Below are 14,185 nucleotides of genomic sequence, written 5' to 3' on the forward strand. Positions count from 1 at the left end.
GCGAACGCCTTTCAATTCTCGACGAGTGTGCGGAAGAGTCGTGTCCAGCGCACGTGCACCGTTTCGACGTCGTATCGAGCGACGAACGCCTTGGCCGCATCGGCCTGCGTCTGCCAGCTCCCGCTCTCGACCGTGTCGATGATGTGCCGGGCGATACGTCCGGGATCGTCTTCGAAGACATGAGCTGGCGGGTAGGAGCCCGACGCTCCCTCCCAGTTCCAGAGCACCGGCACAGCGCCCGATGCCATTCCCTCGGCAACAGCCTGGTGCGATCCCTCATCGGTGGAGGGCGAGAGCACCCAGCCCACCCGGCGGAACCAGTTCGCCATATCGGGTCCGAAACGATCGTGCAGCACGCCGCCGAAGAGTTCGCCCGGCTGCGTGATCTGCGCGAAGAGGTCTTGGTAATACACCCGGAAGAAGCCGCTCTTCTCGAAGTCCCGGTACGAACTCGGGAGGCGACCGCGCAGATGCAAGGTGTACCGCTCGTCGTGAGCGCGAAGCTCGCGGAGCAGCGCGAATGCACGGTCAGGTCGCTTTCGGATCGGCACGATCCCCGCCATACCGATCTGGAACCGGGCGTCTGCGACTTTGGGGCGATCGAAATCCAGCGCATCGATGGAGTTGGGAATGAGGTGCACGCGCGAGGGGTCGATCTCGGTGCCTGCGATCATCCGTTCGCCGATGTGCGGAGCGATCACCACGAAGGCGTCGATGGCGTCGACGTCGAACCGTGCCGGCCAGTCGCCGAACATCTCGAAGCGATGCATGCGCACGATGAGTTTCTGATGCTCCAGCTTGTGCTTCGAATACCAGACGGCGTTGTTCGTCGCCCATTCGCAGAAGATGATGTCGGCGGTCGCGATCGTCTCCGTGTCGAGGGAGCCACGACCGGCTTTCGGCCCCTCCCACTTGTCGAAGAGCAGCTCGATGCTCGGGTCCCGGCTCCAGAAGTCGATCAGTTCCCCGAGGAACTTGAAGTCGTGACCCGCGATGAGGAGTCTCGTCCGGGCTCTCCGTTCCCCGAACACGGAGTGCCGGGAGAACACTCGAGTGATCGATTCGCGCAACTTCTCAGCCCTGACGGTGAAGCTGTAGGCGCGCACGGCGGCCTGCGCTTGACGCCGCCCGATCTCGAGCAGCGCACGGTCGACGTCGAGCCTCTCGAGCGTCGGCAGCACGTCGTCGCCTTCGATGAAGAGCGGGTAGTCCGCGCCGAGCAATGCCTCATGCGACGAGTTGCGGCGAAGCAGCGGCGGCGTACCCGCCGCCGCGTACTCCAGCACTTTCGTGGAGAGCTGGCTGCTCATATCGACACTGATGTCTCGCCAGCTGAGCCCGCACGCAGCCTCTGACACCCGGCGCACACTCTCCTCCCGGCCGACGGCGCCGAGCCAGGTGACGTCGTCCGTCCCCTCCAGGGCCGCACGCATGCGACCCACCCACTCGGCATCCATCGGGGTGCTCATGAATTTGTCGCCCATGAACACGACGTCGAGCGCCATTCCGCGCTCCCGCGCTCGTGCGGGAAGCCGCGCCATTTCGAGCGTCTTCCATTCGTACTTGAACTTGCCTGAATAGACGAGTTCGAGCGGCACGGAGGGGTCGGAGAAGGGTTTCGGCTCGAGCGGCAAGAACGCCGCGTCGGGAATCATCGGGTGCATCAGCGCGGTCTTGCCCGCGATCTGCGGGAACTCGGCTTCGAGGAAGGAGCGCGCCTCTTCCGTCTGCACGAAGAAGATGCGCGATTTCGCGGCGACGTCGGCGATCTGCTCGCGCATGCGCGGTGTCATGTCGGCGAGGTTCTCGGGGATGTTCGTGAGGTAGGGGCACAGCCGCCCGCGGAGTGCCTGGATGTCGAGGAACGCGAGGTTCAACTGCAGGTCTCGCACGATGACGAGATCGCATTTGGTGCTGCGCACGTACCGGCGCGCCCGCTCGGCGACCTGCTTGTACGACAGTAAACCGTTTCTCGATTCGACCTCTTCGATCTCCGGCTCGAGGATGGTGAGTCCGGGGATGCGCACCAGATCCTGTGTGAGGCGCGATTCGCGATCCTCGATGCGCCCGCGCAGTTGCACGGCGACGTCGAAGCCGGCGAGCGTGAGTACTTCGGCGAGTGAGACCAGTTGCACGACAGCGCCATCGATGAAGTTCGGGTCGACGGCGCTGCAGAGCAGCACGCTGAGCCGTCGGGATTCTGTCGTGGCGTTCACAGGGTTCCTGCTCCATTTCGGTGTGCTGCGAGCGCGCCGTGCAATTGATGCAACTCGCGGAGAATGGCCGGGGCCGGGGCGCCTTCCACCGTTTCAGGGGCGTCCTCCGAGATGACCAGATGGAAGAAGCTGCGCACCGTCGCGGTGTTCACCCCCACCGGCATGTCAGCGTGATCGAAGAAGACGAGCAGGGCACCGCTGCCATCGGCCCACAGCTTCAGTCGTTCGAGTTCCTGCACGAGCCACGTTCCCGCCGCATCGATCGCACGGTTCCACGGAGCCTCCGAGAAGACCGCCGAATCGCACAGCACGATCGTGGCGTTCGCATCTGCCGCCTGGCCCGCGAGCACACCGGGGACGAGCTGCACATCGCTCGCCCAAGCGGCCGGCAGCGCCGCGTCATAGCGCTCCCGGTTCCCGAACACCGCAACGGCGCCGGACGTGCGGGGTGCCTCGCTGCCGCGCGTCGCACTCGGCCCGAACAGCAGGCGTTCCTGCTCGCGGTGCGACGTGGAGACGGGTTGACGGATCCCGGCTGCGCGACCGATGAGGATCGCTGGTTCATCCGCCGACTCGTGCGATGCGCCGACCTGCCCGGCATCGAGGCGATGCGTCAGGTGGTGCAGCGCATCGAGCATCGCGGCATCCTTCGCTTCGAGTCGGCGCCAGACGGCGGCGAGCGCAAGGGCCATCACCCCGATCGCAGTCGCCGTCACGAGCAGCGCCGGCCACGGCAGACCGAGGAGCTGCATCAGGAGTGCCGCGGTGAGCAGCACCGCCTCGGTTCCGATGAACGCCAGTACGGCGATCTTTCGTTTCGTCACGTTGCGCTCTCTTGTTCGTTCCAGTCGGGGGTTACGCCGAAGTGCCGCACGCAGATCGCTGCGAGTTCATCTCGCGCCAGACTGGCCTCGCGAGTGTCCGCGCCCGACGCGGTCGGGGGCATCAGAATGCTCACCGCCGCCACGCGTGCGCCGACGTGGGCGGCAGCTGGCAGGGCGAGCAGGTAGGCCGGATCGGCGACGATGAGCCTCTCGATGTCGGCATCGCGCGCCCACGGCAGCCACTCCGCCGATCCCGATTCGATCCAGTCCCACGTCGACGCCGCCACCAGGTCGCGAGCCGGTCGGCTGAGCCGCGGATGAACGCCGTGCAGGAGCGCCACCGGCCCGCCCGCGAGCTCGGGCACGCGCGCGAGCAATGCAGCGCGTTCGAGCCCGCGTGCTGCTTCGGCCCAGTCCTGCAGCACTGCGAACTCGAATCGAGTGCACGGCGCTTCTCCGAGGTACGCGGCGGGCGCCACGAAGCTGCGCTCAGCAGCGATCGCCCGCACGAACGCGTCGGGATCCCGCGCGTTCTCCAGCTGTCGGTGCCAGCCGCGATACTGCTGCAAGTACGCCACCCGGTCCCCCGCGAGCCAGACGTATCGGATGTCGTTGCGCGAGAGGGAACCGGCAGTGAGCTGCACCATGCTGAGGTGTTTTCTCACCCGGATCACGGCCTGCTCGCCGAAGCGCGCGAGCAACCGGCCCAGGAACTCGACATCACCGCTCTTGCGCACATCGTCGAAACGACCGAGCGCTGCCATCACCTCAGCGCGCCGAAACAAGAATGCAGAGTAATTGCGCCGGGCCGTGTAGAAGCCGAACATCGTGAGCTCGCCGTTGCCGAACATGCGAATGCCCGCGATACCGGTCGCGACCGCCTCCGGGTGTGCCAACAACGGCGCGACCTGCAACTCGATGCGGCGCGAATGCGAGATGTCGTCGGCGTCGAGCACCGTCACGAACTCGCCCGTTGCAGCAGCGAACCCCGCGTTCCGCGCTGTGTACGCCCCCGAGTTCTGCTCCATCCGGATCACCCGCACGCGCTCGTCGAGGTGCGCGACGGCGTCGATGTGCTCGCGTCCAGCGATCGAAGCATCGTCGACGACGAGGATCTCGAGGCGCTGCCAGGATTGCCGCACGAGCGATTCGACCGTGTTCACGAGCCCCGCGTCGGGGTTGTAGGTGGGAACGACCACAGTCACGAGCGGTTGCTCGTGCGCCGCCACGCTGCATCCGATCACGTGGGGCGCGTGAATCGCGCCGAACATGGCGGTTGCTCCGGAGACCTCGTCGGCGCCCGCCTCGAGTTCCCAGGGCTCCAGCCCGTCCCGCATGAACGGTTCGTTAATAACGCGCCACCAGCGTGTGATAGCCCCCTCGCTGAGGCTCGGTGCTTCATCGCCCAGCTCGGCCCACTCCGCTCGGGCGGCGTCGGCGCGGCCGGCCCAGGTGACGCTCGAGAGCGCAGCGGCGGACAGTTCGAGCGTCGCGACGAGTGCCTCATCACGGGCGAGAACGGCGGCTTGGAAGGCGAGCATCCGCAGTTCGGGGGCCCACACGTCGACATCCACGACTCGAAGCGCGCCCCTGAGATCGCGAGCGGCCCCCGTGAACGACTCAGGCGACCCCTCGATCACACAGCGCAACAGCGACGCAGCGACCCTGAGGCCAGCATCGTCGTCGCCCGCAGCGCGCCGCTCGAGCGATTCGCGCAGATCCGTGGAGAGCATTTTCGCTCCGATGGCGATCCACTCCAGCGGGGCGCGGTCGATGTCCGCGAGATACGCGTCGATCGATGCCGGTTGCGAGGGCCTGCTCCGGTCTGCTGCATCCAGCGGTGGCGTTCCTTGCCGTCGCTTCGATTTCTGCACGTCACTCCCGAATTCACCATGCAGCAATCCGCTGCCGCCACGATTATCGCGGCTCGCGCACCATGCGCATCGGGAGCCGCAATCATCGGAGGCACGATCGGGGGCCGTCAGCGCACCGGCGTGAATTTCGAGTGAACAGTTGCTATCGCATGAGACTGTTGCCGCAGCTAGCGGTCTCGCATCCGGCGGAGCTTGCCCCGCACGCGGTCGCGCAATGCAGCACCGGGCGGACGCAGCCGGTGCCGCACCTCGGCGAGCAAGGCGCGCACCTCGGCCAGCTCACGACGGAGCGCATCCGCTTCGCTCCGGGCGTCTCGCGCCTCGTGTTCGAGTTCTTTCAGCTGCTTCGCGTGGCGCTCGACCGTGAAGAGATTGTTCATGCGGTACATGTTCGTCCCTTCCTGAGCGACCTGCGCGACCGCGAGCAGCTCTGCATTCCGCTCGTCCGTCCACTCGAACGCGTCGGTCGGCGCAACGTCGACTCGGAGCACATCCCCCGTTCCAGAGATGCTTCCCGCGATGCCATCCCACCAACGGTTCTGATAGGAACGCTGGCGCTCCCCCGCCGCCCGGCTGTGCGCTGCGAACGCGTCACGCCGCTCGGAGAGCGCTCCGAGCACTCGGCGGCCGAACAGCGACCAGTGCTCGAACGGGATCGCGAACGACTCCATACCGACGTGCGCCAGAGCCCCGCGCATCCTGAGGGCGGAGTAGAAGCTCGTCACCACGCCGATCGCGGGCACCCCGAGGGCGGCCCCGAAGACCACCGGGTGATATCGCGATGAAACGGTGAAGGCGGCATCAGCAGTGACGCTGAAGAGCTCTCGGGCCGAGATGAGCGGCAGCGACCGAACCCGACCGGAAGTCGTGTACGAGACGATCCGTTCGTGACCGAACTGATCGTTGTCGACACCCTCCTGCGCTTCGACGCCCAGTACGCCCATGTGCGGGACCAGCACGACCTCGATGTCGTTGGTCGCCACGACGTCGTCGAGCATGCTCGCCAGCTCCCGGTAGTATTCTTCCCGCGAGAGGCCGGTCGAGAATGCGTGATAGGTGAAACTGCCTACCGCGTACGCCGCCGGAAGGTCGAAGCGGCCGAGGAGCTCCGCGCGATCCTCGCTCGCATCGAGCAGCATGGCATCGTCGACCGTCTGCACGATCGTTCCAAGCCCATCGCAGAGCTCGCGCAGCAGCGCCGTCGTCGCCCGCTCCCGCGCCCCGAACACGGTGGCGTACTGGGCGATCTCGCGAACGAGCTCGCGGTGTTCCGGGAGCAGGTGCGGGCCAACCGTCTGACTGGTCACGTAGATCGGCACCCCGGCCTGCTCGGCGATGCGTTTCAGCATCAACCGCTCGTAGATGTGATGCACACCGCTCGAGTTGATATTGCCGCCCCCGGCGATGACCACCGCGTCGGCCGACTTCACCGCTGCGATGGTCTGAGCGTCGCGCTCGGCTGCGGTCGCTCTTCCGAGCGCTGCTTGCTGAATCGCGTGGGCTCGCTCGTCGCGCGCCTGGCTCGTGCGACACGTCGCGAATCCGAAGACCGGAACCGCCGGCACCCCGTAGAACGCGCTCGACAGTTCGGGATCGCCGGCGACGAGCGTGACTTCGAGCCCCCGGGCCTGGAGCTGCGCGATCGCCGCCTCGGTCATCGCTTCGTCGCCGAGGTGGTATCTGCCGCGCCAGCTCACGTCACCGATCACGACGACCCGCTTCGGTGAGGGCTCGATCGCGCCTGTGAACACGAATCTCGCCGCCGCGCGCGGCTCAGCGACGAGCGCCCAGACGGAGCTCTTCCCCGCGTCGGCATCCGGCACCGATGTCTCAGCGGGGAGCTCGCTCTGCACCGGCCCGACGCTCTCAGACCCGTCAGCCGCTACTGCGCTGAGAGTGAGCATCCGCGGCTCCCCATCGTGCGGAGCGAGCTGCTCGGGGAGCGGCACCTCGGCATGCCATGAGACCCCTTCCGGCGTCGGCGTCACCACGACCGGGACTGAGAGGTCGACGCTGCCCGAGTCGGTGGCGATGCGCAGCGACGCGGAGGACCGCGGATCTGCGAGCACACCGAGTGGATCGGTCGCGATTCCGCTCAACCGCATCACGCCGTTCGCCGGCTGCACCTCCGTCAGCAGATACAGGTAGTCGAAAGCGGCGTGCGGCTTCAGCTTCGGCGCACGATCCGAGATGTCTGAGATCGCTCGCGCGAGCGGCGTACCGCTGGGCCGCGAATCCCGGTCGCGAGGCGCCCAGAACGTCTCGTCGCCAGCGGTGTAGATGCGCCCGGCGAGCGCTCCGCCGGCTTTGCCGCGCAGCACATCGCGCACTGCGGCGACGTCGCCTTCCAGCGCCGCGGCATACAGCGCGCGGTCGCCGAGGAAGCCGCGACGATACGCATCGAGCGGCGTCATCTCCAGCCGCGGCCGGATCGTCTCGAGTACCCACTCCCCCCATGCGTCGTCCGCCTCGCGAAGATCGTTGAGGTAGAACCTCAGGTGGTGGGTGAGCACTTTCCCTGCGAACTCGCGCTGCACGGCTTCGCCCGACCCGGCGAAGGCCTGCTCGGCGAGCACGAGCGACTGCAGCCGATCCTCCAGATTGCGGCGCGTGTGCCGTTGATTGGTGATCGACTCGCGTTCGTCACGCGGATAGACATTCCACTCGTAGACCTCGTCGGGAATCAGTGCGATACCGCGCGCCTGCGCCAGCGTCTCTGCCGAGAACACGACATCCTCGTAGAAAATGCCCTCGGGAAAGCGTGCGTCGATGCGTTCGAGAAAGCTGCGCCGGTACAGCTTGTTCGTCGTCAGAGTGTCGTGCACGAGTTGCGGATAGGCCTCAAGAGCGTCGACGAAACGATCTGTCGCGTGCAGTTCGGGGAACCAGGGCTGGCGACGTGAGTCCTCCGCAAGGAGCACCCTGACGAGCTGAGCCGAGACCAAGTCCGCATTCGTCGCTCGGGCCTTCGTGAGCAGGGCTGCACACGCGCCCGGCACCAGCGCGTCATCCGATCCGAGGAACATGATGTAGTCGCCTCGGGCACGGTCGAGACCCTCGTTGAGCGGGGCGCCCGGAGCGCCGGCGTTCTCATCTCGGCGGTGATACGTCACGCGCGGATCCGAACCCGCGAGCGCTGCCGCGACCTCGGGAGTGGCATCCGTCGAATGATCATCCGAGATGATGACCTCGAGAGACACTCCGGCCTGAGCCAGGACCGACTCCACCGCGTTCGCGAGATGAGGAGCATCGTTGTAGACCACGACGATGACAGAAATGTCGGGTACGTGCTCGTTGTCCATCGCAGCTCCTCAACCGATCGCACACCGAGGCAGCCCTGTTCGAGCCCTCGGAATCTCTCCTCCACGATACTGGGGTGGCGGGGACCCGACCGGATCGACTCGTGATCCGAGCTTTGGGGCAAAGGCGGCTTATCGGGCCTCACCCATCTAAACCCCTAAACTTGAACGGCATACGAACATTTGCTTGCTGATAATGGAGTACAAGACTAAATGGCATCCCAGGTTCAGACGACGACCGACGTCACCCGAAACGGCCTCTCTGAGGGATGCTCTCCCACGTTGAGTGTAGTCATCCCGTGCTTCAACGTCGCGGTATATCTTCCCGAACTTTTCGAGAGCTTGGAACGACAAGCATGTGACCCTTCAGCTGTCGAACTCGTATTTGTCATCGACGGTTCACCCGACGAATCCGAAGAGCTCATTCGCTCTTGGATGAAAACAAGCAAGTTCGCCGTTCAGCTCTTGGTAAAAGCGAATGGTGGAGTCGCAAGCGCGCGAAACGCTGGCACCAGTGCGGCGAGGGGTGCTTGGCTATTGGGTCTCGATCCCGATGACACTGTTTCGCCGAACTACTTGGAAGAGATCCTTGCTGCCGCCGCAACTACACGGGCCGAGATGATTGTCACTCGGCTCGTTCGAGTGAGGGGCAATGGAAAGGTTCTCGGTCACGCACTCGACTTTAAGTTCGCAGACTTGGAAGAGAACACCTTCGTTTCACTGTACGAACGTCCGGAGATGATTCACCTCTCCGGCGGAACTGTGGTGCTAAAGCGGGACCGGCTTCAACGTGAAAACCTCCAGTACGACAACCGATTCCGCGTCGGGTTTGAAGATGCGTTGCTCATTACGAGATACCTGTTGACGTTGGACAGTCCCGAGTACTTGATAGTTCCAAAGGCCCACCTGTATTACCGAGTTCGTCCTGACTCTCTCGTCGCCCAGTCCTCGACTAACTATCGAGACAAGATTCAGGTAGTCAAACTCGCCTATAGAGAAATTCTTAACGGAAACTCGACTCCTCCGCCCGCCTGGGTTGCCAATGTTCTGCTCTACGACCTTTACTGGGTTTTCAAGCAGTTCAGCATGATTAGCTCAGCTGTCTTTGCCCTCTCTCCTGCCGAGCAAAGCGAGTTCAACATCGCGGTCCGTGAGATCCTGAACTTGATCGGTCTTGATCACATCCAGAACTTTCGCGTAGTAAATGTGCCACTCGATATACGTGCAGGCTGGGAAGCTGCAGTTGCCCCAGAGGAAGTCTCCGCGGTCGCAGTAAATCGCACCTTCGACCCCATTCGCGGGCTCCTGAAAGTCATTTACCACTCAGCTGATCCGACAGAGCGGGCTCAAGCTTCCCTGAGAGGGTCCGAGGTGAAGATTGCCTACCACAAGGCACGCGAGATCCAGTTCTTCGAGACGCCCTGGGTTTTCGAACACATCATGTGGCTAACCGTCGACAATGCGGAAAGCACAATCGACGATCTTCAGCTGGTTTCTCGGACGAACGGTCGACCATTCAAGTTCAACGGCCAGGTTCTTTCTCCATCCAAGGCTGGGCGGATGCTCGGAAAAGTCGAACCGCGAAAGGGAGAACGCCCCCTTGGACCGCGAGGTTTCGATGCAAAGGCACACCAGCGGTGGTTGCGTAGGTCAAAACGGAATGAAAAGCGTGAACGCCGCTATTTTTCCATGGCATACCGAGCTGGCACGATACTTGGCTGGCGACGTAAGTTCAGGAACGCGTGGGTGCTCATCGACCGGAATATTCAAGCGAACGACAACGCTGAAGCCCTCTACCGTCACATTCGGGACAATCGTCCGGATATTAATGCCTGGTTCGTGCTCAATAAGTCGTCGGCTGACTACAAGCGACTGAAGTCTGACGGCTTCAAACTTGTCCCCCATGGGTCGCGCCGCCACTTCTCCTTGATGAAAGAGGCCCGCGTGCTGAGTTCATCGATGATCGATCAGTACATTGTTCGGCCCTTCCCCCGGAAATACTTGCCGCAAACCTGGAGCTTCTCTTTCCTCCAACATGGAGTAACCAAAGATCGGCTTCATAGATGGTTCAACTTCAAAGACGTAGACCATTTCGTCACAGCGACTTTGCCAGAAACGGCCTCTATCAGAGATAGCCCTGGTCCCTACAAGTTCTCCGATCGCGAAGTAACGTTAACGGGGTTCCCTCGACATGATCGACTGTTCGAACTCTGTAATGATGCCGCACGACATTCCGCTCTAGCAAAGCGAATTGTGTTCATGCCGACGTGGAGAAAGTATCTCGGCGAGCTCCTGAAGGCGGAGAACGGCCTGGAGCAGTTCTACCAGTCTCGCTTCGTTAAGGAATGGACACAGATACTCAACGGGGAATTCATGAAAGAACTCTCACAACGAGAAGACGTGGAAATCGTACTTCTTCCACATCCGGGCATTGACCAACACTGGACGGAACTTGCCATCCCCAGTTCAGTTCGCCGCGCTTCCTATGTGGGTGACGACGTGCAGCAAATACTTGCCGGGGCTTCCCTCGTCGTCACGGACTATTCTTCTCAGGGTTTTGAAGGAGCATTCTGCGGAGCACCGTCGGTCTATTTCCAGTTTGATCGAGAAGAGTTCTTTTCGGGAGGCCACATCGGGTCTCCTGGTTACTTCGATTATTCTCGGGACGGCTTCGGCCCCGTGTGCGAGTCCGCCACGGAGTTTGTGAGGCAGTTTTCTCAGATGTTCGATGAAAGTCACCCGATGCTCTCCGAGTATCGCCGCCGAATTAGTAACTTGTATCCGTTGAGGGATGGAAAGGCAAGCGAACGCGTCGTCGCTGCCATCGAAGCGAGACTCCAGCCGTATTGCGGTTGACGTTTAGCAGACAAACCCCGCTCCGAGGCGTGCGAGAGCGAGGCTGGACGCCGTGCACCGCCCGGGCCGCCATCCTTGCGGCCGCCCGGGCGAAGTATCCCGTTTTCGCCTAGTGCTCGAGCCGGTAGATGAAGGCAGCCATCGCTTCGCGCGTCACGGAGTTCTTCGGTGCGTAGATGCGCGTGCCGCCCTGGTTGATTCCGGTCGTGTACCCGCGGGCGTACATCCAAGTGATCTCGTTGTAGAACTTGTCGCCGCGACGCATATCAGCGAACGGGGACTTCGCCGGTCCGGTGTACTTACCGCCTTGGAGTCTATAAATGAACGCCGCCATCGCCTCTCGCGAGACTTGTGACTTCGGCGCGTAGATCCGTTGCGATCCCTGTTTGATCCCCGTCGAGTACCCCTTGGCGTACATCCAGGTGATCTCTCGGTAGAACTTGTCCCCGGGCTTCATATCGGCGAACGGAGACTTCGCGGGTGCCTTGTAGTTCGCACCTTCAAGGCGGTAGAGGAACGCCGCCATGGCCTCGCGGGTCACCGCGCCCTTCGGGCTGTACACAGTACGCCCGTCCGACGTCTTGATACCGGTGCTCAGACCGGTCGCCGCCATCCATTCGATCTCCGTGTAGAACTTGGAACCCGGCGGCACGTCCGGGAAGGCGGAGTTCGGCGAGCCGAACCACGACTTGTAGAACTGATAGAAGTTGCGATTGCCGTAGCTTGAGCAGGAGTCGCCCTCACCCCAGCCCGCATTCAGAGCGGCCTGGTTGGGCCGGTATGGGGTGTAGATGTAGAGCGCTGCAGTCGCATAATTCTCGATGTACACGCGCGACGTTCCGCACCCGGCGTTCGGATGCCATTGGATCGTATTCGTCGCGTACGGGCGGTAGTTGTAGCTCGTCGGGTGCGCCTTGTAGACCTTCAGCTGCCAGGCGGCGCGGTACACCTGCTGCGGGAACCCCGTCTGGCTGGGATCGCAGTTCGCCGAGTTGTTCGGCCCGGAGTCCGGGCACGCGTACCCCATCGCATAGTTGAACTGGCGGATCGTCGGCCAGGTGTCGGTGATGAGGCTCTGCTCCTTCTCGAGCATCACCAGCAGCACGCGGGGGCTGATCCCGCACGCCTGTGAGACCTTCGCGATGATCGCTCCGGAAGACTCCTGGCTCCCGCCTCGATACGCCTTGCAGTACGCATTGGCCGCACGATTCGCGGTCGTCCACTTCGCCCCGTTCAAGCAGGACCATGCGAGCGTCGTATTGCCCCAGGGCGAACCCGGTGCTCGCCCCGGGTCGCCGATGGTGCAGCGCCCGATCTTCTGATTCAAGAATGTCTGGATCTGGGATCCCGACATCGAACCGCCGTTGTAGAAGTTCTGATCGGAGATGATGTAACCGGCGTTGAACCCGCTCGACAGCGACCTCGTGGAGAGAGATCGGCTGGAGCGCTCGGCGCCGAGGCTCTCATCGATCGCCTCTTCCGGGAGCTCCTCGACGTCGTCATCCGTTGCCTCTTCCTCGGGCGGCGTCGTCGGCGATGGGCCACTCGCATCCCCCTCGGCTGCAGCTTCCGCTCCGGCATCGACGCCGCCGTCCACCTGACCCGAAGCATCCGCACCACCTGCGTCGGCATCAGCTTCGCTTCCGGCACCTGCGCCGTCGCTCGAAGCCCCGCCTTGCGCAGTGCCCGCGCCCTCCGCGTTCTGAGCGGCACCCTCCGCGTCGGCGTCGGCCGTGGAGTTCGCTTCGGCGGTCGAGGTCGCCCCCTCGCTGCTCGCGCTCGATTCCGCCTCGGCCTGCGCTCCGGCATCTGAGCCGCCACTCGTGTCTGCGGCAGCCTCAACGGCGACGGGAGGTGACGTGGGGTCGGGTGCCGTGAAAGCCGGTCCGCCCTGTCCGATGAGCCCGAGGCTCAATCCCAGCACCAACGCACACTTCATCAACATATGTTCGACCCCGACATTCCTCTACTGTAAAGCGTCGATCGCGAACTCAACAGGTTTCTCATGATGTCGCGTCGAACGAGCGCTGCAATCCGCGCCGCAGCCTCGGGCGTATCGGGCGCTCCACCCAGCGCTCGATGACGATCGCGAGCAGAAAGCTCACCGCGAACGCCGCGCCAACCGCTGCCCACTTTCCTGCCACCGGGTTCACGATTCCGATCATCCACCAGCCCCAGTACTCGTGCACCAGGTAGAGCGGATACGTGAGCGCCCCGGCATAGGTCATCCATGACCACCCGCGATGCTGCAAAGGAGTCAACGTTACGGCAGCGACCAACCCGAAGATCCCGAGCACGAGAACGACTCCGACGTTCTCCGAAAGCTGCACTCCGGTGTACTTCTGGGCTGAACCGAGTACGTCGAAGGTCACGGTCTGATGCGCGGCCAGACATACGTTGAAGAGCAGCAGCATCCACCGCAGGAGACTGTTCCCGCGGGAGTGCAGCAGGTAGAGGAGCATTCCGCCCGCGAACAGGGGCGCATACGCGGGTGAGAGCAGACTCGACAGGAACGCCGAATCCGAGGCATGAGCCAGAGCGCCGATCAGCGGCCAGAGAAAAGCGAACCAGTACACCTTCGCCTCGGTGAGCCGCACGCTGATCAGCAGCGCGATCATGATGTAGAACAGCAGCTCGATCCAGAGCGTCCAGTACACCCCATCAATATGTCGCACACCGAAGGCCTTCTGCACCATGGTGAGGTTGACCAGAAACTCGGTGGCCGACACCTTGCGTTCGAACTGCGGCGCGATGACGACGAAGAGCAGTGTGGTCAGAATGACGCCCGCCCAGTATGCGGGGAACAGACGCGCCACACGGGCTGAGACGAACTGCCCCACGGTTCGTCCCTCAGCTGAGAGCAGGATCACGAAGCCGCTGATCACGAAGAACAGTTGGACTCCGAGAAACCCGTACGCCGTGAACTGAGAAACGAACTGGAACTTCTCCGACGGGACAGCGTCCCATTGATCGTTGAAGCGAGCGGTGTAGTGGTACAGCATGACCGCAACGGCGGCGCAGAGCCTCAGCAGATCCAAGAGGAGAAACCGGGGGCGACTCGCCACCGGGGCAACGGGAACGCTCGACATTCCACCCATAGTACTTCTGACTCAGAC

The 14,185-nt window shown here is 63.2% G+C and carries 7 protein-coding genes; 1 reads left to right on the forward strand and 6 read right to left on the reverse strand.

Translation table 11 applies throughout. The annotated features are described in order from the left end of the window. Window positions 1-11: 11 nt before the first annotated feature. The 4 genes from WFH23_RS04625 to WFH23_RS04640 form a co-directional block, all read right to left on the reverse strand. Window positions 12-2,216, reverse strand: coding sequence for a hypothetical protein (locus WFH23_RS04625; RefSeq protein WP_336661733.1), 2,205 nt, complete (start codon window positions 2,214-2,216; stop codon window positions 12-14). Next, complete coding sequence (locus tag WFH23_RS04630) at window positions 2,213-3,040, reverse strand: hypothetical protein (RefSeq protein WP_336661734.1); 828 nt, start codon at window positions 3,038-3,040, stop codon at window positions 2,213-2,215. Before WFH23_RS04630 ends, WFH23_RS04625 begins: the two co-directional genes overlap by 4 nt. Then, entirely contained in the window at window positions 3,037-4,914 is a 1,878-nt protein-coding gene (locus WFH23_RS04635; RefSeq protein ID WP_336661735.1) for a glycosyltransferase family 2 protein, read from the reverse strand. The genes WFH23_RS04630 and WFH23_RS04635 overlap by 4 nt, the downstream gene beginning before the upstream one ends. Before the next feature lie 167 nt (window positions 4,915-5,081). Further along, window positions 5,082-8,216, reverse strand: a complete 3,135-nt coding sequence (locus tag WFH23_RS04640; RefSeq protein ID WP_336661736.1) for a glycosyltransferase — start codon at window positions 8,214-8,216, stop codon at window positions 5,082-5,084. Between the two features lie 210 nt (window positions 8,217-8,426). Between WFH23_RS04640 and WFH23_RS04645 the strand changes: the two genes are divergently transcribed. After that, complete coding sequence (locus tag WFH23_RS04645; RefSeq protein ID WP_336661737.1) at window positions 8,427-11,069, forward strand: bifunctional glycosyltransferase/CDP-glycerol:glycerophosphate glycerophosphotransferase; 2,643 nt, start codon at window positions 8,427-8,429, stop codon at window positions 11,067-11,069. A gap of 109 nt (window positions 11,070-11,178) precedes the next feature. On the opposite strand, the gene WFH23_RS04650 is transcribed toward WFH23_RS04645, so the two are convergent. Together WFH23_RS04650 and WFH23_RS04655 are read right to left on the reverse strand one after the other, a co-directional pair. Beyond that, window positions 11,179-13,008 (reverse strand): S-layer homology domain-containing protein, encoded by a 1,830-nt coding sequence (locus WFH23_RS04650; protein WP_336661738.1) that lies wholly within the window; start codon window positions 13,006-13,008, stop codon window positions 11,179-11,181. 64 nt (window positions 13,009-13,072) lie between these two features. Next, window positions 13,073-14,158, reverse strand: coding sequence for an acyltransferase family protein (locus tag WFH23_RS04655; RefSeq protein WP_200332399.1), 1,086 nt, complete (start codon window positions 14,156-14,158; stop codon window positions 13,073-13,075). Window positions 14,159-14,185: the final 27 nt, after the last annotated feature.

Source organism: Leucobacter sp. USHLN154, assembly GCF_037145595.1.
Classification (GTDB): domain Bacteria; phylum Actinomycetota; class Actinomycetes; order Actinomycetales; family Microbacteriaceae; genus Leucobacter; species Leucobacter alluvii.